The organism is Allobosea psychrotolerans (assembly GCF_002917105.1).
In the GTDB taxonomy this organism is placed as follows: Bacteria; Pseudomonadota; Alphaproteobacteria; order Rhizobiales; family Beijerinckiaceae; genus Allobosea; species Allobosea psychrotolerans.
On the sequence record NZ_PQFZ01000001.1, the window covers coordinates 580,049 to 602,839 of the forward strand.

At 65.2% G+C, this 22,791-nt stretch carries 22 protein-coding genes and 1 tRNA gene; 17 read left to right on the forward strand and 6 right to left on the reverse strand.

The window, feature by feature from the left end:
- Positions 1-170 precede the first annotated feature (170 nt).
- Entirely contained in the window at positions 171-362 is a 192-nt protein-coding gene (locus CYD53_RS02825; RefSeq protein ID WP_103716570.1) for a hypothetical protein, read from the forward strand.
- Positions 363-403: 41 nt separating this feature from the next.
- Complete coding sequence (locus CYD53_RS02830) at positions 404-631, forward strand: hypothetical protein (RefSeq protein WP_103716571.1); 228 nt, start codon at positions 404-406, stop codon at positions 629-631.
- Between the two features lie 319 nt (positions 632-950).
- Here CYD53_RS02830 and CYD53_RS02835 read toward each other — a convergent pair whose 3' ends face one another.
- Positions 951-1,316: a ComEA family DNA-binding protein gene (locus CYD53_RS02835; RefSeq protein WP_181011685.1), complete on the reverse strand. Its 366-nt coding sequence runs from the start codon at positions 1,314-1,316 to the stop codon at positions 951-953.
- Positions 1,317-1,573: 257 nt separating this feature from the next.
- Positions 1,574-2,098, reverse strand: a complete 525-nt coding sequence (locus CYD53_RS02840; protein ID WP_210202275.1) for a DedA family protein — start codon at positions 2,096-2,098, stop codon at positions 1,574-1,576.
- 271 nt (positions 2,099-2,369) lie between these two features.
- Between CYD53_RS02840 and CYD53_RS02845 the strand changes: the two genes are divergently transcribed.
- The 11 genes from CYD53_RS02845 (at position 2,370) to CYD53_RS02895 (ending at position 13,352) form a co-directional block, all read left to right on the forward strand.
- A complete protein-coding gene (locus CYD53_RS02845; RefSeq protein WP_103716686.1) occupies positions 2,370-3,212 on the forward strand; it encodes an ABC transporter ATP-binding protein in 843 nt (280 codons plus the stop codon).
- Positions 3,209-4,000, forward strand: a complete 792-nt coding sequence (locus CYD53_RS02850; protein ID WP_103716573.1) for an ABC transporter permease — start codon at positions 3,209-3,211, stop codon at positions 3,998-4,000. Before CYD53_RS02845 ends, CYD53_RS02850 begins: the two co-directional genes overlap by 4 nt.
- Positions 4,001-4,067: 67 nt before the next feature.
- Complete coding sequence (locus CYD53_RS02855) at positions 4,068-5,429, forward strand: DUF3592 domain-containing protein (protein ID WP_103716574.1); 1,362 nt, start codon at positions 4,068-4,070, stop codon at positions 5,427-5,429.
- Positions 5,430-5,553: 124 nt separating this feature from the next.
- Entirely contained in the window at positions 5,554-6,588 is a 1,035-nt protein-coding gene (locus tag CYD53_RS02860) for an ABC transporter substrate-binding protein (protein ID WP_103716575.1), read from the forward strand.
- Between the two features lie 58 nt (positions 6,589-6,646).
- Positions 6,647-7,054, forward strand: coding sequence for a nuclear transport factor 2 family protein (locus CYD53_RS02865; RefSeq protein WP_103716576.1), 408 nt, complete (start codon positions 6,647-6,649; stop codon positions 7,052-7,054).
- A gap of 97 nt (positions 7,055-7,151) precedes the next feature.
- Entirely contained in the window at positions 7,152-8,000 is an 849-nt protein-coding gene (pdxY, locus tag CYD53_RS02870) for a pyridoxal kinase PdxY (protein WP_103716577.1), read from the forward strand.
- A 6-nt stretch (positions 8,001-8,006) separates the two neighbouring features.
- On the forward strand, positions 8,007-9,131 hold the full coding sequence (locus CYD53_RS02875; RefSeq protein ID WP_103716578.1) for an endonuclease/exonuclease/phosphatase family protein: 1,125 nt from the start codon (positions 8,007-8,009) through the stop codon (positions 9,129-9,131).
- The gene (locus CYD53_RS02880; RefSeq protein ID WP_103716579.1) at positions 9,128-10,030 is read left to right on the forward strand and encodes a PhzF family phenazine biosynthesis protein; all 903 of its coding nucleotides are present in this window, start codon (positions 9,128-9,130) and stop codon (positions 10,028-10,030) included. The genes CYD53_RS02875 and CYD53_RS02880 overlap by 4 nt, the downstream gene beginning before the upstream one ends.
- Positions 10,027-10,761, forward strand: coding sequence for a hypothetical protein (locus tag CYD53_RS02885; protein WP_103716580.1), 735 nt, complete (start codon positions 10,027-10,029; stop codon positions 10,759-10,761). The genes CYD53_RS02880 and CYD53_RS02885 overlap by 4 nt, the downstream gene beginning before the upstream one ends.
- 49 nt (positions 10,762-10,810) lie before the next feature.
- Positions 10,811-12,886 carry a M3 family metallopeptidase gene (locus CYD53_RS02890; RefSeq protein WP_103716581.1) on the forward strand — a complete coding sequence of 692 codons (2,076 nt, stop codon included), beginning with the start codon at positions 10,811-10,813 and terminating at the stop codon, positions 12,884-12,886.
- 97 nt (positions 12,887-12,983) lie between these two features.
- The gene (locus CYD53_RS02895; RefSeq protein ID WP_092166728.1) at positions 12,984-13,352 is read left to right on the forward strand and encodes a hypothetical protein; all 369 of its coding nucleotides are present in this window, start codon (positions 12,984-12,986) and stop codon (positions 13,350-13,352) included.
- Positions 13,353-13,365: 13 nt separating this feature from the next.
- Here CYD53_RS02895 and CYD53_RS02900 read toward each other — a convergent pair whose 3' ends face one another.
- Positions 13,366-13,737, reverse strand: a complete 372-nt coding sequence (locus CYD53_RS02900) for a hypothetical protein (RefSeq protein ID WP_146055798.1) — start codon at positions 13,735-13,737, stop codon at positions 13,366-13,368.
- Here CYD53_RS02900 and CYD53_RS02905 point away from each other — a divergent pair.
- From CYD53_RS02905 to CYD53_RS02920, 4 genes are all read left to right on the forward strand, one after another.
- Positions 13,736-14,323, forward strand: a complete 588-nt coding sequence (locus CYD53_RS02905; protein ID WP_210202276.1) for a hypothetical protein — start codon at positions 13,736-13,738, stop codon at positions 14,321-14,323. The genes CYD53_RS02900 and CYD53_RS02905 overlap by 2 nt on opposite strands.
- Before the next feature lie 326 nt (positions 14,324-14,649).
- The gene (locus CYD53_RS02910; RefSeq protein WP_103716584.1) at positions 14,650-16,233 is read left to right on the forward strand and encodes a 2-isopropylmalate synthase; all 1,584 of its coding nucleotides are present in this window, start codon (positions 14,650-14,652) and stop codon (positions 16,231-16,233) included.
- Positions 16,234-16,688: 455 nt separating this feature from the next.
- Positions 16,689-17,960 (forward strand): solute carrier family 23 protein, encoded by a 1,272-nt coding sequence (locus tag CYD53_RS02915; protein ID WP_103716585.1) that lies wholly within the window; start codon positions 16,689-16,691, stop codon positions 17,958-17,960.
- Positions 17,961-18,230: 270 nt separating this feature from the next.
- Positions 18,231-18,306 (forward strand) — tRNA-Lys (locus tag CYD53_RS02920).
- A gap of 553 nt (positions 18,307-18,859) precedes the next feature.
- On the opposite strand, the gene CYD53_RS02925 is transcribed toward CYD53_RS02920, so the two are convergent.
- From CYD53_RS02925 to CYD53_RS02935, 3 genes are all read right to left on the reverse strand, one after another.
- Positions 18,860-19,390: a flavin reductase family protein gene (locus CYD53_RS02925; protein WP_103716586.1), complete on the reverse strand. Its 531-nt coding sequence runs from the start codon at positions 19,388-19,390 to the stop codon at positions 18,860-18,862.
- A gap of 179 nt (positions 19,391-19,569) precedes the next feature.
- Positions 19,570-22,218 carry an erythromycin esterase family protein gene (locus tag CYD53_RS02930; RefSeq protein ID WP_103716587.1) on the reverse strand — a complete coding sequence of 883 codons (2,649 nt, stop codon included), beginning with the start codon at positions 22,216-22,218 and terminating at the stop codon, positions 19,570-19,572.
- Entirely contained in the window at positions 22,218-22,790 is a 573-nt protein-coding gene (locus CYD53_RS02935) for a nitroreductase family protein (RefSeq protein WP_103716588.1), read from the reverse strand. The genes CYD53_RS02930 and CYD53_RS02935 overlap by 1 nt, the downstream gene beginning before the upstream one ends.
- Position 22,791 lies beyond the last annotated feature (1 nt).

Genomic DNA, 22,791 nt, shown 5'->3' on the forward strand with positions numbered 1-22,791 from the left:
GAATCTCAGCGGAAGGTCTTGGCAAGGTTGAGATAATCCTGATTTTCCAAGAAGGCGGGCGCAGCGATGCGTCCGCCTTTTTCGTTCCGGAGCGCGGGTTGCCATATCGGGCGGAACCGAGGCGCGCTCAGTGCGTTTTCATGGCTAGCAGGATCAACCGGGGCACGGGCATGGCACGGAATTGGGATTCCAGCGAACGGGCCATCCGCGAGCGCGACAGGCAGTTGCGCGAAACCGAGGCCGACCCAGGCGATGTCCTTCAGCAGGAAGGCGGACCGAATTGGCCATTGCTGATCGCGCTGCTCGGCGGCCTCGTGGTCGCACTGCTCGCCAACACCTTCGTCGGCCTGCTGCCCGATTGATCCGCCAGTGGCAATCGCGGCTGGGGAGAAGGAGACGAGAGATGACGACCGACACAGAGGAACGCGCCAAGGCGCAATCCGAAGGGCTGCAGGATGGCGGTCGAGTTCCACCGATGCGGGCCGACGATCATTCCGATGCTGATCCCGCGGTCGAGACGCCCGTCGAGGCGCGTCAGGGTTTCCTCGGCAAGCCTGTCCTGCTGGTGCTCGCCGTTGCCCTGATCCTGAGCGCCATGGCGGGCATTCTCGTCGGAGCGTTTCCGAGCTGAGCCGCAAGGCTCGCGGCCTTCGAGAGGCCAAAGATTTCCGAGAGGCCAAGAATTTCCGAGAGGCCAAGAATTTCCGAGAGGCCAAGAGTTTCGACGTAAAGAATTTCGACATGACAGAGGAGAGCGACATGACGGTTCTGAAGCTGCTCGACTCGCAGACCCTGACGCGCATCGTGCTGGGGCTGTGCTTCGGGCTGATGGCCGCAGTCATCGCTGGCTTGATCCGCAGCTGACGGGCTTATCCCGACAGCAAAAAGGCCCGGCGACGTACCGCCGAGCCTCTTTGCGTCTGGATGGCCGTACTAATGCGGAAGCCAGCTCAGAAGGTGATCTTGTCCTTGATGTCGGCTTCGACATTGGAGGGCAGCACGTTGCGCTTCACCAGATCGGCGAAGTCCTTGAACTTCGCCTTGGCGCGCTCCTCGATGATCTTCTTGGAGCGGGCCTCGCCGATGCCCTTCAGCGTGTCGAGTTCGGCGGCGGTTGCCGTGTTGATGTTGATCTTCTTGGTCTGGGCGGGCTGCGTCGCTATCGGCTTGGCGGGCTGAGCCGCGGGAGCTGCCGGCGCGGTGACCGGGGCGGTCGGCTTTGCAGGCGTCGCGGGCTGCGTCGCCGTCTGCGCGAAGCCCTGGCCGGCGGTCAGAGCGAGCGCGGCGAGGGGGATCAGGAAACGGGAGATCGTCATGTCATGGACCTCAGTGTTCGGCCCGGATTGTCGCATCTGACGCAGGCCGGGCCCTTCGCCAGACGACGCTGCCGGCTTGAGGCCGGTCCAACGTATCACGGCGGCGTCGAACCGCTTGGTGGCGGGCGCCGACGTGACGCCGCCATATCGCGCCGGACGGCGTGAACCCGCGCTGAATGGCGCATTCAGCCAATTGCAGTGTTTCGGGGCCGGGTTTCCGATCCCGGGAAATCGGCGCTTGCTTACCGCCGCCTGCGCTATTTCGTCATGAACTCGGCGAGGCGCCCGGCTCCGTAAAGCAGCGCGAAACCCCAGACGGTCGAGGCGATCCAGTTGGCGATCTGGAAAGGCCAGAACGGCATCTGCACGATGCCGGCGACGATCGCGATGACGGCGCGCAGCGGCCCGAAAAAATGGCCGATCAGGATGCTGGCGACACCCCATTTCTCGAAGAAGGCATGGCCGCGCGCCAAAAGCTCGGGGTTCTTGGTGAACGGCCAGTGATGGTCGACGCGGGGGCCAAGCACGAGGCCCGCCCAATACGAGATCCAGAAGCCGCAGCCCGCTCCGGCCGAGGCGGCGGCTGCGAGCGGGATCAGGTTCAGGCCCGACGCGCCTGCCGCGGCTCCAAAGGCGGTGAAGAACACGGTTGCCGGCACGAGCCAGGACAAAACCGCGACGCATTCACAGAAAGCGACCAGGAAGACGATCGGGATCGCCCATTCCTGATGGGCCCGCATGAACTCGACGAGCGCTTGCATCCAGAGTTCGAGTTGGGCCATGGCGAGCGCGATCTTTCCGGCGGGAGGCGCCGGCTTATCGCGTCTACCACAAGGTTATGCAACCGCAGGCCGGTGCGACGAGCGGTCTGCTTCGCCGAAGGACGACTTTGCCTTCTCCGGGGGATCGCATAGTCTTAGCAGCAAAGGTCAAGGTCTTGGCCGCAAAGATCAAGGCATGAGCGGCGAGCGCGGATCGGTGCGCCAGGCCGACGGGGAAACGGATTTCATGGAGTTGCACCACCCCCCGCAGCGCGATGCGGGAGCAGGCGAGATGTCGCCTGCGGTCGCCCTCAGCGGGCTCGACATCACCTTCCACATCGATGGCGGCAAGCGCTACAAGGCGGTCACCGGGATCAACCTCTCGGTTGCGGCGGGCGAGTTCGTTTCGGTCGTCGGACCAACCGGCTGCGGCAAGTCGACCCTGCTCAACGCGGCGGCGGGCCTGCTCGTGCCCTCGGCCGGCACGGTCGGCATCTTCGGCAAGCCGCTCTCGGGCCTGAACCGCCGGGCCGGCTATCTCTTTCAGGCCGACGCGCTGATGCCGTGGAAGACGGCGCTAGACAACGTCAAGGTCGCGCTGGAGCCGATGGGCGTTTCCGACGCGCAGGCTGATGCCCGGGCACGCGAATGGCTCGGTCGGGTGGGCTTGCGCGCCTTCGTCGATCGCTATCCGCATATGCTTTCAGGCGGCCAGCGCAAGCGTGTCAGCCTCGCGCAGATGTTGATCCGCAACCCGGAAATCCTGTTGATGGACGAGCCTTTCGGCCCGCTCGACGCGCAGACCCGGCAGATCATGGGCAATCTCCTGCTCGATCTCTGGTCGAAGGACCGCAAGGCGCTGATCTTCGTGACGCATGACCTGGAGGAGGCGATCTCGCTCTCCGACCGCGTCGTCGTGATGTCGGCAGGGCCTGCAGCCGGCATCGTCGCCGATTACCGCGTGCCGCTGCCGCGCCCGCGCGACATCGCCGAGATCCGGCTGGAAAAAGCCTTCCACGAGATCCATCGCGACATCTGGGCCTCGCTCAGGGTCGAGGTGCAGAAGGCCTATGCGATGGGCGATGGCCGGGAACTGGTCGAGGACAAAGCGCTGGTCGAAGGAGCCTCGCCATGAACCGCGCCAAGCTGCTTGGCCTGCAGGCGCTGGTCATGGTCGTCTTCCTGCTGATCTGGCACGTCGTCACCGCCTATCCGCTGTTCGGCGAGGTCAAGACGATCCAGTTCTTCTTCTCGACGCCCGCCGCCGTGCTGGGGCGGACCTTCAACCAGCTGATCGGGCCCGACATTTACTGGCATCTCGGCATCACGCTGACCGAGACCGTGCTCGCTTTCGTCATCGGTTCGGCCGCGGGCATCTTCTTCGGCTTCACCTTCGCGCGGCAGGAGTTGCTTGCTGCGGTGTTCGACCCCTATATCAAGGCGGCGAACGCCTTGCCGCGCGTCGTGCTGGCGCCGATCTTCGCGCTCTGGTTCGGGCTCGGCATCTGGTCGAAGGTGGCGCTCGGCTTCACGCTGGTCTTCTTCATCGTCTTCTTCAACGTCTACCAAGGCGTGCGCGAGGTTTCACCGACCGTGCTGGCGAACGCCCGCATGCTCGGCATGAACGAGCGCCAGCTCTTCCGCCATGTCTATTGGCCTTCTGCGCTGACCTGGATGTTCTCCTCGCTGCACACTTCGGTGGGCTTTGCTCTGGTCGGCGCGGTGGTCGGTGAATATCTCGGCTCCTCGGCGGGCCTGGGCTACAAGATCCACGAGGCCGAGAGCGTCTTCGACGTCACCGGCGTGTTCTCCGGCATGCTGATCCTGGCGATCTTCGTGATCGCGATCGATGCGCTGGTGACGCTGGTGGAGAAGCGGTTGCTGGTCTGGCGGCCAGGGCAGAGTTCAACCACGGCGACGTAACGTCATCTTGGCTTGATAGCCGGGAATTGCGGGCTCATGCTCGTCTCCGCGATGGCGGAGGCCTGCGATGGAACTCGAACTCAACGGCCGCATCATCGAGGCGCCGAAACCTGCCGATATCACCGCCGCCATCGACGGGCATGGCGGCGACCCCGACTGGTTCGTCAATCTCGGCGACGATGACGGTGATGTCGAAGCCTTCCTGAACGGCGACGGCTCGTTCCGGCTGAGCTATCATGACGGCAAGGATCGCTTCACCGCCCCCGACCCGGTCGATGCCGCGACATTGAAGACGATCCTGCTGGCGGCGCTGCGTGGCGAGCTGGGCTGGCGCCGCGACCGGGCGTGGCTGCGCCAATTGTCGCCGAAGAAAGCGGCCGAGGCGGCGGGCGAGCCGCCGGTCTGGGCGATCGCGGCGGTCATCGCCTCGGTCGCGCTGATCTTCCTGGTCACCAATCTGCCCGATAGCTGGCTGGAGAGGCTGCCTGTTCCCAATACGACGCTGGGCACGATCGGGCTGATCGCTCTTCCGATGGCGGTCATGGTTCTCGCGATGGTCGCACATAAGGCGATCCAGCTGCGCCGGGCCAAGAGCTGGCTTCCCGCGCAGGGGCGGATAACGAGTTCGCGCATGGCGACCCGCCGCTCCGGGGTGGGCGAGGACGCCACCATCATCAACATTCCCGCCGTCGCTTACAGCTTCTCGGTCGGCGGGCGGAGCTATCAAGGCGGGAGGCTCAGCATCGGCGACATCAGCGGGCCCTTCGCCGAGGAGGCGCTGGCACGCTACCCGGTCGGCACGGCCGTGACGGTGTATTACGACCCCGCCGATCCCGAGAACTGCGTGCTGGAGCGGGATGCGCCCAAGGGCGCGGTCAAGGGCTGCGGCGCGGTTCTCCTGGTGCTGGCGCTGCTGGGCGGGGGCGGATACTGGGCGTTCACGCAAGGGCAGCAGACGCTGCAGGCGAGCATGCCGCAGGCCGAGGTGCCGGTGATGCTGTTCGCCTTCGGCTTCGGCTGCGCGGCGCTGCTGTTCTTCCTCGCCTATCGCCGCCATCTGGCCCGCGCCAATGCCTGGCCGGTGGTGTCGGGACGGGTCACCGAGAGCCGCGTCGAGCAGCGCAGCACCACGGAAGACGGCCGGACCCGCACGAGCTATGCGCCGGTCGTCGAATTCACCTATCAGGTTCGCGGCCACAGCTTCAGCAGCCGCCAGATCGCGCTCGGCATGCAGATCTCGGGCTCGCAAGGCAGTGCGGAGAAGCTCGTCGACCGCTATCCGGCGGGAGCCGAGGTCGAGGTGCATTACGACCCCGCAAACCCCTCCCAGGCGGCGCTTGAGAACCCGACCGGCGCGAGCTGGATCCTGTTGGGGATCGCGCTGTTCTGCTTCGGCGTCGCGCTCTACGCCAGCCACATCTTTCGATGACATCGCCGTCTTGATCCTGCAACGCCTTTGACTCAAGGCGGGGTTGGCGCGAGGCCTGCGACTAATCTAGAACTGCTTCCCAACAAGGCTTTCGAAGCAAAGCATCCTCAGGGAAGGAAACCCGATGAACCGCAGACATCTGATCATGGCAGCCGGCGTCGCGCTGGCGGCCTGGAGCGCTCCGGGCTTTACCCCGACCGCACTGGCGCAGAACGCCGAAAAGCCCAAGCTGACGCTCGGCGTCGGCGGCAAGCAATTGCTCTATTATCTCCCGCTGACGATCGCGGAGAAGAAGGGCTTCTTCAAGGAGCAGGGGCTCGAGGTCGAGATCAACGATTTCGGCGGTGGTGCCAAATCGCTGCAGGCCTTGGTCGGCGGTTCGGTCGATGTCGTCACCGGCGCCTATGAGCACACCATCCGGATGCAGGCCAAGGGCCAGGATGTGCGCGCCGTGGTCGAGCTCGGGCGCTTCCCGGCGATCACCATCGCCGTGCGCAAGGAGCTCGCCGGCAAGGTCAAATCGGCGGCCGACTTCAAGGGGCTGAAGATCGGTGTCACGGCGCCGGGCTCCTCGACGGCGCTGACCGCTCAATACGCCATGGTCAAAGCCGGGCTGAAGGCGACGGATGCGCCGATCATCGGCATCGGTGCCGGCGCGAGCGCGGTCGCCGCGATCAAGCAGGGCCAGGTCGACATCATCTCGCATCTCGACCCCGTGACTTCAAAGCTCGAGGCCGATGGCGACATCGTCACGCTGATCGACACCCGCACCGAGGCCGGCACGCGCGCCCTCTTCGGCGGCTCTAACCCCGCCGCCGTGCTGTATCTCAAGGGCGAGTTCGCCGAGAAGAACCCGGTGACGACGCAGAAGCTCGTCAATGCCTTCGTCAAGGCGCTGAAATGGCTGGAGACGGCCAAGCCCGAGGATGTGGCCGACCTCGTGCCGCCGGAATATCTGCTCGGCGACAAGCCGCTCTACCTGCGCGCGGTCAAGAACTCGCAGGAGAGCTATTCCCGCACCGGCATCTCGCCGCCCGAAGGCCAGCAGAGCGTCTATGACGCGCTGAAGCTGCTCGACCCGGAACTGGCGACGTCGAATGTCGATCTGAAGAAAACCTTCATCGATACCTTCGCGAAGAAGGCAGCATCCGGCTCCTGACCTCTCGACATTGTCCGGCGCGCTGGTCACACTCGCCTCTGACGCAAGGAGAGGCGAGATGACCGAGCGTGCTGCGATCGAGACCTTGATCAAGGATGCCTATGAGGCGCGCCATCGCGGCGACCTCGACGCCGTGATGGGCTATTTCCATCGCGATTGCAGCTATCGGCTCTCGGGAGCGTCGGCGCCCGCGCCGATGTTCATGCAGCCGACCGGCCATGCCGCCGTGCGCGCGCAGATGGCAGAGCTGATCGGCGCCTTCGTCTTCAGCAATGTCGAGACGCTTGCGCTGACGATCGAGGACGAGAGGGCGGCATTGCATTGGCGTGCGGATGTGCTGTGCGTCCCAAGCGGGCGCAGCGCGCCCTTCGAGGTCATGGACCTGTTCACGATTGCGGACGGCAAGATCCTGAGTCTGGTCCAGTTCACCGATACGGCCGGCGTCGCCCAGCTGACTGGGGCGTGATCCTGAAGGCTTGATCGCGGCCATCACCGCTTTCGATTTGCGGCGAGGCGGGGCGAGCGGGTAGAGCTTTCGTTTCCGTCACCAAGCGCGTTGCCTCATGAACATCCTCTCGATCCAGTCGCATGTCGCCTATGGCCATGTCGGCAATGCCTCCGCCGTGTTCCCGATGCAGCGCCTCGGCGTCGAGGTCTGGCCGATCCACACCGTCCAGTTCTCCAATCACACCGGTTACGGCGCCTGGAAGGGCCGCGTCTTCGACGGCGGCATGATCGACGAGGTGATGGAAGGCATTGCCGAGCGCGGCGTGCTGCCGTCCTGCGACGGCGTGCTCTCCGGTTATATGGGCTCGGCCGATATCGGCCATGCCATCCTCTCGGCGGTGGAGCGTGTCCGCGCGGCCAACCCCAAGGCGCTCTATTGCTGTGATCCTGTCATCGGCGATGTCGGGCGCGGGATCTTCGTGCGGCCGGGCATCCCCGAATTCATGCGCGAGCAGGCAGTGCCGGCGGCCGATATCGTGACGCCCAATCAGTTCGAGCTGGAATTGCTGACCGATATCGCGGTCAAGACCATTGCCGATGCGCATCGCGCGACGGAGGCGCTGCGCGACAGCGGGCCGAAGGTCGTGCTGGTGACCTCGCTCTCGACCAATGAAACCCCCGACGACGCCATGGACATGATGGCCTCCGACGCCAAGGGCTCCTGGCGCGTGCGCACGCCGAAACTCGACGTCAGCCTCAATGGCGCTGGCGACGCCATCGCGGCGCTGTTCTTCACCCATTATCTGCGCGAGGGATCGGCGGCTGCTGCGCTCGCCAAGGCTTCGGCCTCGATCTACGGCCTGCTGAAGCGCACCAAGGAGGCGGGGTCGCGCGAGATCCTGATGGTCGCGGCGCAGGACGAGTTCGTCACGCCGTCGCACCAGTTCGTGCCCGAGCCGGTCTGAACCGGCATGAAGCTGCGCATCGGCACCTTCAATGTCGAGAACCTGTTGACGCGGCATCGCTTCGGGCCGAGCGGGCGGTTCGAGACCGATGCGGCGATGTCGCTGTTCCATTTTCCGCGCGCGGACGAACGCGACGCCGTCGAGCGCTCGCTGGCGGTCGCGCTGGAAGACGACAAGCGCCAGATGACAGCGCTCGCCATCGCCGAGGCGCAGGCCGATCTCTGGATGCTGCAGGAGGTCGATTCGCTCGCGAGCCTGCAGGCCTTCTTCGCCAATTACGTCCACTGCAGCTCTGACCATCGCTATGGCCATTTCGCATTGCTCGACGGCAATGACCGGCGCGATATCGACATCGGCTTCGCGGCCCGGCGCAACCTGCTGGCGCCGCAGGCGGTTACGGTACGCTCCCACAAGGATCTGACCTTCGCGCAGGCTGGCGTGCATGACCGCGATCTCGCCGCGCTGGGCATCGGCCCCGATGGCAAGGTGTTCGCACGCGATTGCCTGGAGGTCGCGCTCGATTTCGGCAGCCGCAAGCTCAGCCTGTTCGGCTGCCATCTGAAGTCGATGGACAACGGCCGCGAGGATGGCCGCCAGGCGACGCTGCCGATGCGCCGCGCCGAGGCGAGGGCGGTCAAGCATCTGGTCAAGGCGCGCTTCGGCGACGGCTGGCGCGAGGCGAACTGGATCGTGCTCGGTGATCTCAACGCCTATCGCTATGGGCTCGGCCCCCTGGCCGAGATCGTCGATGAGGGCGAGAGCGGCATCGAGCCGTTGCTGGAGGATTTCGCCGTCGATCCGATGGAGGCGCTGCCTGCGCATGAGCGCTGGACGCATTTTCGACGCTTCTGGTCGGAAAGTCAGGAGAGGCTGATCGACAGCCACATGCCGCTCGACCACATCCTGGTCTCGCCGGCGCTGGCGGCAGCGAATCCAAAGCCCGCGATGCAGCTGATCCGGCGCGGCCTGCCTTATCGCGTGCCGCTCGATCCACGCGCGCCCGACCGCTCGATGGCAAGACTCGCGACCTGTGCCGACCGCTATCCGCGCGTCGGCTGGGACCGGCCTAAAGCCTCCGACCACAGTCCACTGACCATCGATCTCGTCATTCCCAAGGGACCGTCTCCATGAAGCGCCGCTTCGTCACGCTCGACGTCTTCACCACCCAGGCCCAAGCCGGCAACCCGCTCGCCGTGGTGCTGGATTCCGACGGGCTCGATACCGAGGCGATGCAGGCGATCACGCGCGAGTTCAACCTGTCCGAGACGGTGTTCGTGGCGCCGCCGATGCAGCCCCGCCATCGCGCCGCGCTCCGCATCTTCACACCCGGCCGGGAGCTGCCCTTCGCGGGACATCCGACCGTCGGCACGGCGGTTCTGCTGGCCCTGCGCGATGCGGTTGAAGGCAAGGGGGCCGATCTCCTGGTGCTGGAGGAGAAGGCCGGGCTCGTGCCTTGTGCGGTCTCGGTCGACGGGCCTCGGTCCGGCCATGCGGTCTTCACCATGCCGCGCCTGCCGCAGGAGATCGAGGCTGCGTCCTCCAACACCGCGCTCGCGGCCGTGCTCGGGCTCGACGAGTGCGAAATCGGGTTCGGGCCGCATCGCGCCGCTGTGTTCTCGGCCGGTGTCCCCTTTACCTTCGTGCCGCTGGCCGGCCTCGATGCGATCGGCAGGGTCAAGCTCGACCTGTCCCGCTGGGACGCGGCGATGAAGCCCGCCGAGCATCCCAACGCCTTCGTCTATTGCCGGCAGACCGTTGAGACGGGACATCATTATCACGCACGCATGTTCTGGCCCGGCGCCGGGATCGCGGAGGATCCTGCGACCGGTGGGGCTGCTGCTGCCTTCGCCGGCGTGGTCATGGCCTTCGACAAACCCGCCGATGGCGAGCATCGCTTCGTCATCGAGCAGGGCTATGAGATGGGCCGGCCCTCGCAGATCGCACTCGAACTGACGGTCGAGAGCGGGGCGCTGGTTTCGGCCCGCATTGGTGGCTCGGCAGTGCTGGTCAGCGAGGGCGTGCTGCTGTGACCTCGCTCGGACAGAACGGCATTGCCGATGGCGCGATTGTCGAGCTTGCCGGCCTGGAGGCGTTGATCGAGCCTCATGACTGGATTTTCGCGCGGGAGCGTGCGGACGAGATCGCGGCGCATTGGGGCCGTATCAGCTCCGGCAAGCCGGCGATGTTCAACGGCAAGGTGATGCTGCAGCACCGCGCGGCGATCGTCGACGGCGTCTTCCGGGCTGGCTATTTCGAGACTGATTATGCCGCTTTCATCAGCTGGCGCGATTTCGGCCATCCGGGTCCGGTGGTGCGCAACGGCTTTGCAATGGCGGCCCTGCGCGCTGCCGACGGCGCGTTCCTGTGCGGCGTGATGGGCCAGCACACCGCCAATCCCGGCAAGGTCTATTTCGCCGCCGGCACGCCCGACCGCGAGGATGCACGGCCGGACGGCACGCTCGATCTCGCAGGCAGCGTGACGCGCGAGCTCTGCGAGGAGACCGGACTGATGCTTGACGAGATTGCGGTGGAGGAGAGCTGGACGGCGGTGATCCAGCCTGGGCGCATCGCCTTCATGCGGCCGGTTTCCATCGCCATGCCAGCCGAGGCGGCGCGCGCGCTGATGCTCGCGCGTATGGCGACGCAGGATGAGCCTGAGCTTGCCGATATCGCCATCGTCCGCGGCCCCGAGGATGCCGAGCGCCTCGACATGCCACTCTTCATGCGGCCTTATCTTGCCCATATCTGGCGGCAAGACTGAGCCTTCTATGCGCCCGAGTCCTGCGCCCTCACTTCAACCGGATGCCCCGATGACGCTTGCCCCCGAAGCCCTGTCGCTGCCCGCCGACAATCCGTTTTCGCGTGTCTGGGACACGCCCTTCGGCCTGCCGCCTTTTGCCGCGATCACGCCCGAGCATATCCGCCCGGCCTTCGAGGCGGCGCTCGCCAAGCACAGATCCGAGATCGATGCGCTGACCACCGAGGCCGCGGAACCGGACTTCGCCAACACGATCGAGGCGCTGGAGCGCGCGGGCAGGGCGCTCAGCCGCGTCGGCGGCGTGTTCTACAACCTCACGGGGGCCGACACGAACGAGGCGCTGCAGGCGATCGAGCGCGAGATGTCGCCGATCACCTCGCGGCACTGGTCGGCGATCATGATGGATCCCGCGCTGTTTGCTCGCGTCGATGCGGTGTTCGCCAGGCGCGAGACGCTCGGCCTCGACGTCGAGCAGGCACGGCTCCTGGAGCGGACGCATCGCGGCTTCATCCGTTCTGGCGCGCAACTCGGCCCGGAGGACAAGACGCGGCTCGCGGCGATCAACGAACGCCTTGCGGGGCTGGGCACGCAGTTCAGCCAGAACGTGCTGAAGGACGAATCGAGCTATGCGCTGATCATCGCGGACGAGGCGGGGCTTGCCGGCCTGCCGGCCTTCCTGACCGCGGCGATGGCGCGCGCCGCTACCGACCGCGGTCATGCGGGCCGGCATGCGGTGACCTTGTCGCGCTCGATCATCGAGCCCTTCCTGACCTTCTCGACGCGTCGCGATCTGCGCGAGGAGGCCTTCATCGCCTGGAGCAAGCGCGGCGAGAATGGCGGCGAAACCGACAACCGCGCCATCGTCGCCGAGATGGTGAAGCTTCGGGCCGAGAAGGCGAAGCTGCTCGGTTTCCCGACCTTCGCGCATTTCAAGCTCGACGATTCCATGGCGAAGACGCCGACCCATGTCCGCGACCTGCTCGAACTGGTCTGGAAACCGGCCAAGGCGCGCGCGGCGCAGGAGGCCGCCGATCTCGCCGCGCTGGCGCAGAGCGAGGGTGAGAACGGACCGATCCGCCCCTGGGACTGGCGCCATTATGCCGAGAAGGTACGCCAGCAGACCTATGCGCTCGATGAGGCGGTGCTGAAGCCCTATCTCCAGCTCGACCGCATCATCAATGCGGCCTTCGATGTCGCCGGCAAGCTGTTCGGGCTGGCCTTCGAGGCGAAGACTGAGCTCAAGGGCTATCATCCGGATGTGCGGATCTGGGAGGTCAAGGAGGAGGCGAGCGGCCGGCATATCGGCCTGTTCCTCGGCGATTATTTCGCCCGCGCCTCGAAGCGCTCCGGAGCCTGGATGAGCGCCTATCGCGGTCAGCGCAATTTCGATGGCGAGGTCCGACCGATCATCGTCAATGTCTGCAATTTCGCCAAACCCGCAGAGGGCAAGCCGGCGCTGCTCTCGATCGACGATGCGCGCACGCTGTTCCACGAATTCGGCCATGCCCTGCATGGTCTGCTGTCGGATGTGCGCTACGGCTCGCTTGCCGGCACTTCGGTCTCGCGCGATTTCGTCGAACTGCCCTCGCAGCTCTATGAGCACTGGTTCCTGACATCGGAGGTGATGCAGGCCTATTGCCTGCATGCCGAGACGAAGGAGCCCATCCCCGAGGCGCTGATCGACAAGATCAAGATGGCGCAGACCTTCAATCAGGGCTTCGCCACGGTCGAATACACCTCATCGGCGCTGGTCGATCTCGCCTTCCATTCCCTGGAGAACCCCGGCGAGATCGACCCGCTTGCATTCGAGGCGGCGGAGCTTGAGCGGATCGGCATGCCGGCCGAGATCATCATGCGCCACCGCACGCCGCATTTCACCCATGTCTTCTCCGGAGACGGCTATTCGGCCGGCTATTACAGCTATCTCTGGTCGGAGGTGATGGATGCCGACGCCTTCAACGCCTTCGTCGAGGCTGGCGACGTCTTCGCGCCTGCGGTCGCGAACAAGCTGAAGCGCTACATCTATTCGGCCGGCGATACGCGCGACCCGGCCGAGGCCTATACATTGTTCAGGGGCAGGCTGCCGACGCCGGACGCGCTCCTGGAGAAGCGTGGGCTCGCCGCGTGAGCGCGGCGGGTTTTGCAACCCCAGGCAAGCCCTTGCGTTGTTTGGCTAAATGAGCACGATTGACCCAAGGGGAGGATCTCTCCCCACCGGGGGATCCATGCTGCGACACTGCCTTGCGGGCCTGCTGACGGCCGCCGTTCTGATGCCGTCGGCCGCATCCGCCGACGTCATGACCTGGAAGCTGCGCAGCTTTTCGGCCAATGCGATCGAAGTCGCCTTCTACTCGCAGAACCGGCGCAATGAATGGCCGGGCGGCGGCAAGGTCTATGTCAACCGCACCTATGACACGGTGAGCTACCCGCTGACCTGCATCAAGGGCGAGAAGATCTGCTACGGTGCCTGGCTCAAGGGCAATGCGGCGCGTTACTGGGGCATGGGCCAGGGCGGCAAGCAGGCATGCACCGAGTGCTGCTACACCTGCGGCGGCAACACCACCACCAAGGTCCATAACCTCAACGAGCGTTAAGGCTTCCGCGGCCTTAGCCCGGATAGCCGAACTTCGTCTTGGTCGCGTGGAGCTGCCCCATCGCGCCGCCTTCATTGCCCGCGCTACAGGTCGAGCGGGCGGTTGCGATCTCAGCGCTGACGCGGGCGTGGACGCCCTTGGTGGTGTGTCCGGTGGCGAGGTCGTTATCCATCACGGCCTGGAAGCGCTCGATCTCGCCCGAGCAGCCCGAGCCGCCCGGCATATGGAAGGTGCTGGGCGTCACGCCGGGATAGGCCTGCTCCGGCGGCGGCGCCGGCGGTGCGACGGGCCGGGTCTGACAGCCTGCGAGGGCGACGCCGAGGGTGGCAAGGAGAGCAAAAGCGCGCATGGCGGCATGTCCGATCGACGAAAGACGCGCGACCATGACCGATTCCACCGTGGCCAACAACATGTGCCGCCGCGTGGCGAGACACACTCTCGACATGGTCGCGCTGGAGGTTGCTGGCGCTGTCGCAGGAGGAGCGCCCATGACGACGGAGACCACGATCGAACTCGCGATCTTCGCCGATTATTTTCAGTTCTACATCCAGGACGAGACGGCCAATGACGATTTCGGCTCGCTCTGGACGGACGAGGCCGTCGAGCGGCTGTTTGCGACATCAGCCCAGTCCATCGGTGTCGGCACGGTGCGCAACATGACCGTGCCGGTCGTCGTCTCGCTCCATTCGCAGGAGCCGGCTACCGATTTCGGCGAGTGGGACATGGTCAATGAGGGCTCCTTCACCGTCCGCTCCGGCTGCGTCGCGATTGCCGGCTGCACCGATTATCTGCCCGATGCGCCGCGCCTCAGCGTGCCGCCGGGAAGCTACCGGGTTCGCGTCTCCTATGCCGGCTTGGACACGCTGAGCGAGGACGGGCTCGAGGGCGACGACTTCTATCGTGTGCAGCTCTGGCCTGCGCCCACGGCCCCGCTCGCCGTGGTCAAGGCCCGCAGCAGCGCGGCGGTGTGAGTGAAGGCCGGATGAGAAGGGCGCGGGCCGAGATGAAAAACCCTGCCTTGCCTTGCCCCCCTGCTATCGGCTATGCAGTTTGTGTCGATACGAGGAACGCCCGTGGCCGCATCCGCCACCCATGCCCTGAGCCAGAACCGCGCTGCTGCGCGGGCTGCCGGCATGCGCGCTCCGCTCGGTCTTGGACTGCTTCTTCTCCTTAGCCGCCCCTGAGGGCCGGCCGGGCATGCATGCCTGGGCGCTCAGGGGAGTGACGAGAACCGCCTTCCAGACATTCTGCGCCTGCCTTCAACCATAGCGGCGCGACCCTCTACAGGATCACGACCATGACCGATGCGACCCGGAACGCCTCCTCCCCCCAAGGCTGTTCGCCCAAGGACCGCGTGCTGATCTTCGACACCACCTTGCGCGACGGCGAGCAATGCCCCGGCGCCACCATGACCTTCGAGGAGAAGCTTGAGGTTGCCGACGTACTCGACGCGATGGGCGTCGACATCATCGAGGCCGGCTTCCCGATTGCCTCCGACGGCGATTTCGAGGCGGTCTCCGCTATCGCCAGGCGAATCAAGCGTGCGACCGTCGCGGGCCTCGCCCGGGCGATCAGCGCTGACATCGCACGCGCCGGCGAGGCGGTGCGCCATGCCGCCAAGCCGCGTATCCACACCTTCGTCTCGACCTCGCCGATCCATCTGGAGCACCAGATGCGCAAGAGCGAAGAGGAGGTTCTGGAGATCATCACGAAGACGGTGGCCCAGGCCCGCAACCTGGTCGAGGATGTCGAATGGTCGGCCATGGACGCGACCCGCACCCCGATCGACTATCTCTGCCGCACCGTCGAGGCCGCCATCAAGGCCGGCGCGACCACGATCAACCTGCCCGATACGGTCGGCTATGCGGTGCCCGACGAGTACCGCGCGATGTTCCGCCAGATCCGCGAGCGCGTGCCCAATGCCGACAAGGCGATCTTCTCGGTGCATTGCCACAATGATCTGGGGTTGGCGGTGGCCAATTCGCTGGCCGGCATCGAGGGCGGGGCGCGGCAGATCGAATGCACGATCAATGGCATCGGCGAGCGTGCCGGCAATGCCGCTCTGGAAGAGGTGGTGATGGCGCTGCGCGTGCGCGGCGATGTCCTGCCCTACGACACCGGCATCGACGCCTCGCTGCTGACGCGCGCCTCGAAGGCCGTTTCGACCGCCTGCTCCTTCCCGGTGCAGTACAACAAGGCGATCGTCGGCCGGAACGCCTTCGCCCATGAGAGCGGCATCCACCAGGACGGCATGCTGAAGAACCAGACGACCTACGAGATCATGACGCCGGAATCGGTCGGCGTCTCCAAGACCTCTCTGGTGATGGGCAAGCATTCCGGCCGCGCGGCCTTCCGCTCCAAGCTGAAGGAGATGGGCTACGATCTGGGCGACAACCAGCTCGAGGATGCCTTCACGCGCTTCAAGGCCTTGGCCGACCGCAAGAAGCATGTCTATGACGAGGATATCGAGGCGCTGGTCGACGAGAATCTGGCCTCGGCGCATGATCGCGTCAGGCTGGTTTCGCTGACCGTGATCGCCGGCACGCGCGGGCCGCAGCGCGCGACCATGAAGCTCGATGTCGATGGCCGCTTCGTCACTGAGGAAGCCGAGGGCAACGGCCCGATCGACGCCGTGTTCAACGCCATCAAGGCGATCGTGCCGCATGAGGCGGTGCTCGAGCTCTACGACGTGCATGCCGTGACCGAGGGCACCGACGCGCAGGCCGAGGTGACGGTCAGGCTCTCGCATGAGGGCTCGTCGGTGACCGGGCGCGGCGCTGACCCCGATACGCTGGTCTCCTCGGCCAAGGCATATCTGGTGGCGCTCAACAAGCTCATCGCCAAGGGCGTGCGCCTGCACGCGCAGGCTGCGGCGGAGTAGGGGCGCCGTGTCATCCCGTGCGCGCTGCGGCATTCATGCCGCGGCGCAGACACGGGACCGCATGACGAGAAGGCGCCTGTCCTGATGACGGTCCCGGATCTGCGCAGCAGCACTTCGTGCCGCAGCGCGTGCGGGATGACACGCTATGCCCCCTTCATACCGGCCAGCCCTTGTCCGGCTTGAGCGGCGCCAGGACGAAGGAGGGGCGCATGTCGGCGATGGCACCGGCGCGGGCCGATATCGACCCGTCGGTGGTGCTGCCGCGCGACCGCTTGCTGGAGCGCGGCGACAGCAGCCATCACCTTGGGAAGATCGCCTCCTGAGGCCGCTGCAGGTCCGGTTTTCCCCTGAAATCGCACGGGTCACGCCAGGGCGGGCTTGGCGTGAACAGGGTCTTTGCCTGTAGTTCGGTCTCGGCGCGGCCGAAAGAGCGCGCGCCCGCTGGGGAGCGCGCCATGTCTTATTTTCCGAACTGGACCTTGAAGACCTCCGGCGCGGTGATGCCGGACGAGCGCCTGTCGACCGTCCAGACCTTCATCGCGGGCCTGCAGCATGTCGTCGCCATGTTCGGCGCGACAGCGCTGGCGCCGATCCTGATGGGGTTCGACCCCAATGTGGCGATCTTCTTCTCCGGCATCGCGACGCTGCTGTTCTTCGTGATCACGCGCGGACAATTGCCGAGCTATCTCGGCTCGTCCTTCGCCTTCATCGGGGTGGTGATCGCGGCGAGCGGCTATGCCGGTTCAGGACCCAACGCAAATATCGGCGTGGCGCTCGGCGGCATCATTGCCTGCGGTGCGGTTTATGCCGCCATCGGGCTCCTGGTCCAGGTCGTCGGCACGGCCTGGATCGAGAAGTTGCTGCCACCGGTCGTCACCGGTGCGGTCATCGGCGCGATCGGGCTCAACCTGACGGCGGTGGCGATGGGCATGATCTCGGCGAGCCCCTACACCAAATGGATCGCGCTGTTCACGGTCGTCGCGGTCGCGCTGGTGGCGGTTTATGGCAGAGGCCTCGCACAGCGCCTGCCGGTGCTGATCGGCGGCGCCGGAGCCTATATCCTCTATGCGGCGACGGCGCCGAGCTTCGGCGCCCCGGCGGTCGATTTCGGGCGGATCGGCGCCGCGGCCTGGCTCGGGATGCCGCACTTCGTCGCGCCGGTGTTCGATTTCAAGGCGATGGCGCTGATCGCGCCGGTCGCGCTCATCCTGGTTGCCGAGAATCTCGGGCACATCAAGGGCATCGCCGTGATGACCGGGCGCAATCTGGACCCGCTGATCGGGCGCGGCTTCATGGCGGACGGGCTTGCCACCATGATTGCGGGCTCCGGCGGCGGCACGGGCGTGACGACCTATGCCGAGAACATGGGCGTGATGGCGGTGACGCGGGTCTATTCGACGCTGGTCTTCGTCGCCGCGGGGATCATCGCGCTGGTGCTCGGCTTCTCCCCCAAATTCGGCGCGGTCATCGGCACGATTCCCGTCGCGGTGCTCGGCGGGCTGGCGATCGTCGTCTTCGGCCTGATCGCGGCGACGGCCGGGCGAATCTGGGTGGAGAACCAGGTCGACTTCTCGAACCCGAAGAATCTGCTCACCGTCGCGACCGCGTTGATCCTGGGCGCGGGTGATCTGAAGCTGCCGCTCTTCGGCTTCGAACTCGGTGGAATCGGTACCGCGACCTTCGGGGCTATCGCGCTCTACCACCTGTTGAATCGCCGGCCGGGATAAGGCCGTCGCGCCTAGAGCCGGATGATTTCAGATAGGGTTACCAAGTGATCCCATCTGACATCTGAATCCGTCTCTCATCAAAGAGTTAGAGCGGGATCGACGCGAAAAACCGGTTCCCACTTTTTCGCATCCTGCTCTAGCGCCGAATTCATTTCGGCGGCTTGGCATATTTCTGTCTTAGATGGGTGGACAGGGCGGGGGGCGTTTGCTACATCGCCGGCCTGCCTGACGCGGCCTTGGCCGCAGCGACGGCGACGCTTCGTGGCGTATGGGTGATTAGCTCAGTTGGTAGAGCAGCTGACTCTTAATCAGCGGGTCGTAGGTTCGAGCCCTACATCACCCACCACGGAATTCAATGCTGAGCGAGTTTAAGGAGCACTCCAGCGGTGCTCTTTGCGTTTTCGCTGTCCGCATGCCGTCTGCGCTTCAGGGCCTCTCCCGGGCATACCGGAATCATCCGGGACGTGGCGAGCGGTGCAGACTCAGGAATAGCTGATCGACCAAGTGGCTTGTGTCGGTCACGCTGCGTTCGCTGGCTGAGCAAGCGGCAGACGGCGCCGCGTTTTCCGCTGTCGCACTGAGATTCCCCATGGCCGATGACCGGCGCGTCGTGAGCGGCATTCGTCCATGTGATCCGCAATGACCTGCAGGGGAAGCACGCGCCCAATGTCTGCGACAACGCCGTTATGGCGAGCTTCGTCTCTTCGCTGAGAACCGAGTGGATCAGGGGCAAGACCGACCGGACACGCGACGCAGCGAGAGTCGCTGTGTTCGATTGCTTCAGAGATTCCGCAACGCGATCCGCTGGCACTCGACCATCGGCCATCTCGGCCCCAGCGCGTTCGAAAAGAAGATCGGCTCAGCTTAAGTGACCGCCCACAGCGCCGGCAGCAGGTCAGCTATCGCATCTTCGACTGCAACTGGATCGTGGAGCCGTCGACGACGAACTTGCCATAGCCATGATGGTGGATCGTTTTTGGGCGTCTCTGCGCGCGATCGATCCAAGCCTCCACGACTTCGAGGAAAAAGAGATTGTGGCTGGTGACCAGGCGGGTATCGATGACCTTGCATTCGAGATTGGCAAAGCATTGAGCAATGAGGGGCGCCTGGACGCGCGAGGCCGGTTTGGCCGTGAGCGCGAAGCTTTCGAATTTATCGATGTCGCGTCCGGATGAATTGCCGACCTCGACCACCGCAACTGCCAGCCTCCGAGCGGGGACGGCGATGACGCATTCCTTCGTCGCTTGCAGCGCGGCAAAGCTGTAATTGGCCGCGCTGACGATGCAGGCTATCTGCGGCGGCTCGAAATCCACCATCATATGCCAGGACATGGTCATGACATTGGCGCGTCCTTCGTGCGCCGTCGTCAGAAAGACGACCGGCCCGGGCTCAATAATTTGATAGACCTTGGACAGCTCGAGCTTGTTCATCGTGGAGTTCTCGACGAAGACGTCACCAGCGCATCGCAACTCATGACGCGGATGACCGCGGAAGCGAGGAACCGCTAGTAAGCGCCGACCTGCTACGGACGCGTCCCAATCGGGTCGAAGCCACCACAATTCGGTCGCTCCGCGGTGTGGGTGGCTGTCGGCGCTGCCTGAATCCGGTCTCAGAGACCAAAGGGATAGGTCTCGTCCTCGCCTGTCGAGAGCTGCGTAGCCAAAGGCGTGACGGCATGGGTCTCGTCGAACCAGACGAAGCCGTCATACTGGTCGGACAAAGAGGAATAGGCGTAGTGGCTCATCCGCTCGCTCTCGGGCCGATAGACCACGCCGATATAGCGTGTGAGCCGAGTGGGGCGGAGATCGCCGCGCAAGGCTTCGTTGTGGCCCTTGCGCAAGTCGACCAGACAGCGTGCAACGCTCGCGGTGTGGAACAGCGCCTCGTAACTATCGGGCCTCGAGGGAAGCACGGCTTTGACCTCGGCGGGGGCGTCCCAATCGGAGGCGGCCAACACCGAGCCGCTATGGGTGCCAAAGCCGATCAGGGCGGCATCCCGGCCAAACTGCTCCCGGCAGAGCTGGCCGATGTTGAGCTCGCCGCGTGAAGCCCCCATTTCCGTGTAGCGGGCGTCCCCGATATGGGAATTATGAGCCCAGACCACGATCTTCGACTTGGGGCCGCGCATGGCCAGGATTCGTTCCAGCGTATCGAACATGTGCCGGTCACGCAGATTCCAGGCCTCGCGCGCACCATGGTACATGACGCGATAGTAGCGCTCGGCGTCGGCGACCAGTCGCGCATTCTGGGTCGCATCGAAGAAAGTCTCGCCATCATGTGCGGCGTACTCTGTCGCCCTGCGCACCAGATCGACCAGGATACTCACGACCGGCGCCTCGCAGATCGCGTAGCCTTCGCTCAGCGCGGCGCGGCCGTAGGCGGCGGGCTCGGCGTTCCATGGCGTCATACAGGCGTAACGCGCGCGCGCCTGCCCCGCTGCCTGGGGATCGACACTGTCGAGGTATTCAAGCACTGCCGCCATCGAGGCGCGCATATTGTAGAGGTCGAGGCCATAAAAGGCCGCGCGATCGGCGAGCGGCCTGGGGGCGTTGCGTTCACGCATCCAGCGCAGGAACGCTTCGACGTCGGTATTACGCCACATCCAGGTGGGGAAACGGCTGAATGGCGGGACCGGCATCGCCTGATGCGGCTTCAGCCGCACATGCCGGTCGACGGCTGCCGCATCCGGCCAGTCGGCCTCCACCGCTACCGCGTCGAAGCCGTGTGTTTCGATCAGGCGCTGCGTGATCGCGGCGCGCGCTCGATAGAATTCGCTGGTCCCGTGACTGGCCTCTCCCAGCAGGACCACGCGCGCATCCGCATAGCGATCGAAGGCTTTGGCAAAAGCCTGGTCGCTGATTTCGGGCAACGGTTCGGCCGCGGCAGCAAGACGAGCCGATAGAGTCAGTGCGGCTGCGCGGGTCGTCGATGCCGGCGCTAGCGCGCCGGGACGAGCGAGTTTGGCCTGGAACCAGCCCCCGGCCAGCTCCATGACCTGCTCCAGCGCTCCGGCCTCTTCGAACAGATGACCAGCATGGGGAACCAGCTTCAAGGCCTTGTCGCATGTCAACTGTGCGAATGCGTCCCGGTTCAGTCCGATGACGGCTTTGTCCGCGCCGCCGACGATGAGCAACGTGGCGGCGCCGACGTCATGCAGCGCGGCGCCGGCAAGATCGGGGCGACCACCGCGAGAAACGACGGCCTGCACCCGCTTGCCGAGCCTGGCCGCTGCCTTGAGTGCCGCGGCGGCCCCAGTGCTGGCACCGAAGAGGCCAAGCGGAAGGCCGGCGAGATCGGTCCGCTCGCCGATATAGCTCGCTGCATGCAAAAGCCGATCGGCGAGCAGATCGATGTCGAAGACCCGGCGGCGATCCTTGGCTTCATCCTCGGCCAGGAGATCAAACAGCAAGGTGGCGAATCCGCGATTGTTCAAATCGTCAGCAACGGCGCGATTGCGCGTACTCAACCTGCTCGAGCCGCTGCCGTGAGCAAACAGAACAACACCTCGCGCACCCTCGGGGACTTGCAAGTCCCCGACGAGATCATGCGGTGGCAATCGAACCTCATACCGAGCGACCGCATGGGCCGGTGCCTTGTCGTCCCAAGCCTGCGCGAGCAGCGCCACGGTTTCGGCATCGGAGAGCTGATGAAAGTCGTCATAGAAGGCGCCGACACTGAAAAAGGGATGGGGCGTCTCAAGACAGATCACTTCGTCGGCTTCTGCGCGCATCGGCTCGAGCATATCGAGCGGTGCGACGGGGACAGCCAGGATCACCTTGGTCGCACCCCGGCGGCGCAGCGCTTGCAGAGCCGCCTTGGCGGTGGCGCCGGTGGCCAATCCGTCATCAACCACGATCGCCGTACGGCCCGACGGATCGATGTGCTGCCGGGCGCCGAGATAATGCGGGCGCCGCCGCTTGATTTCCGCAAGCTCCCGGTCGCGCGCGGCGTTCAGGAAGGCCGCGTTCGCCCCGGTCATCGCTTCAACGCTTTCATTGAGGACGGTCTGCGCCGCGTCGCCATCGACGACGGCCGCAAGTGCGAGTTCAGGGTGGCCCGGTGCTCCGATCTTGCGCACCAGAATGAGATCGAGCGGAGCCTTCAAAGCCTTGGCGATCTCGACCGCGACCGGAACGCCGCCGCGCGGCAGCGCATAGACGACGGGGTGGTCGAGCTGGAGCGTCCGTAGCCGGGCCGCGAGCATCCTTCCCGCGTCGGCGCGGTCGATAAAGAGTGATCGGGCGTTGGCGCTTGTCATCATGATTTATCCGCCGTGACATGCCGAATATCGGGTTTACGCCGCTCGGTGGCCTGGGTCGGGCCGCTCGGATAACCGATGATGATGGGGGCGACGGGCCTGAATTCGACCGGAATACCGAGCCTGGCCTTGCCTGCCGGCGTGTTCAGCCACGCCTCGGAAAAACCGATCCAACAGGTTCCGAGACCTTGGGCATGAGCGGCCAGCATCAAGGTCTGGGCGGCGAGACAACAATCCTTGAGCGCCATTTCGTCCGGCGTGGTCGAGCAGATCACGATCAGGACAGGCGCATTGTAGAAGATGTTGAATTGCGGCGAGGCCAGTCTCTCGCGCATGTCAGCAAGTTTTGGATGTAGCTGCGTTTGCTTCAGTATCAGAGCCTTGGCCTCAGCCGAGCAGGCGGCCAGCGTGGCTGGGTCGTCGACCACGAAAAAGCACCAGGGCTGGAGATTGATGCCGCTCGGCGCCCAGACGGCCTCGCCGATGAGGGAGTGGATCACGGATTCCGACGGCGGTTTATCCGCATAGTCGCGAACCGCGCGCCGTCCATGGATGGCTTCGAGAATGTCCATG

Bases quoted from the DNA above. Each gene is read 5' to 3' on its own strand.
- CYD53_RS02825 (WP_103716570.1), top strand. From the start codon at position 171: ATGGCACGGAATTGGGATTCCAGCGAACGGGCCATCCGCGAGCGCGAC.
- CYD53_RS02830 (WP_103716571.1), top strand. From the start codon at position 404: ATGACGACCGACACAGAGGAACGCGCCAAGGCGCAATCCGAAGGGCTG.
- CYD53_RS02835 (WP_181011685.1), bottom strand. From the start codon at position 1,316: ATGACGATCTCCCGTTTCCTGATCCCCCTCGCCGCGCTCGCTCTGACC.
- CYD53_RS02840 (WP_210202275.1), bottom strand. From the start codon at position 2,098: ATGGCCCAACTCGAACTCTGGATGCAAGCGCTCGTCGAGTTCATGCGG.
- CYD53_RS02845 (WP_103716686.1), top strand. From the start codon at position 2,370: ATGTCGCCTGCGGTCGCCCTCAGCGGGCTCGACATCACCTTCCACATC.
- CYD53_RS02850 (WP_103716573.1), top strand. From the start codon at position 3,209: ATGAACCGCGCCAAGCTGCTTGGCCTGCAGGCGCTGGTCATGGTCGTC.
- CYD53_RS02855 (WP_103716574.1), top strand. From the start codon at position 4,068: ATGGAACTCGAACTCAACGGCCGCATCATCGAGGCGCCGAAACCTGCC.
- CYD53_RS02860 (WP_103716575.1), top strand. From the start codon at position 5,554: ATGAACCGCAGACATCTGATCATGGCAGCCGGCGTCGCGCTGGCGGCC.
- CYD53_RS02865 (WP_103716576.1), top strand. From the start codon at position 6,647: ATGACCGAGCGTGCTGCGATCGAGACCTTGATCAAGGATGCCTATGAG.
- pdxY (WP_103716577.1), top strand. From the start codon at position 7,152: ATGAACATCCTCTCGATCCAGTCGCATGTCGCCTATGGCCATGTCGGC.
- CYD53_RS02875 (WP_103716578.1), top strand. From the start codon at position 8,007: ATGAAGCTGCGCATCGGCACCTTCAATGTCGAGAACCTGTTGACGCGG.
- CYD53_RS02880 (WP_103716579.1), top strand. From the start codon at position 9,128: ATGAAGCGCCGCTTCGTCACGCTCGACGTCTTCACCACCCAGGCCCAA.
- CYD53_RS02890 (WP_103716581.1), top strand. From the start codon at position 10,811: ATGACGCTTGCCCCCGAAGCCCTGTCGCTGCCCGCCGACAATCCGTTT.
- CYD53_RS02895 (WP_092166728.1), top strand. From the start codon at position 12,984: ATGCTGCGACACTGCCTTGCGGGCCTGCTGACGGCCGCCGTTCTGATG.
- CYD53_RS02905 (WP_210202276.1), top strand. From the start codon at position 13,736: ATGACCGATTCCACCGTGGCCAACAACATGTGCCGCCGCGTGGCGAGA.
- CYD53_RS02900 (WP_146055798.1), bottom strand. From the start codon at position 13,737: ATGGTCGCGCGTCTTTCGTCGATCGGACATGCCGCCATGCGCGCTTTT.
- CYD53_RS02910 (WP_103716584.1), top strand. From the start codon at position 14,650: ATGACCGATGCGACCCGGAACGCCTCCTCCCCCCAAGGCTGTTCGCCC.
- CYD53_RS02915 (WP_103716585.1), top strand. From the start codon at position 16,689: ATGTCTTATTTTCCGAACTGGACCTTGAAGACCTCCGGCGCGGTGATG.
- CYD53_RS02925 (WP_103716586.1), bottom strand. From the start codon at position 19,390: ATGAACAAGCTCGAGCTGTCCAAGGTCTATCAAATTATTGAGCCCGGG.
- CYD53_RS02930 (WP_103716587.1), bottom strand. From the start codon at position 22,218: ATGACAAGCGCCAACGCCCGATCACTCTTTATCGACCGCGCCGACGCG.
- CYD53_RS02935 (WP_103716588.1), bottom strand. From the start codon at position 22,790: ATGGACATTCTCGAAGCCATCCATGGACGGCGCGCGGTTCGCGACTAT.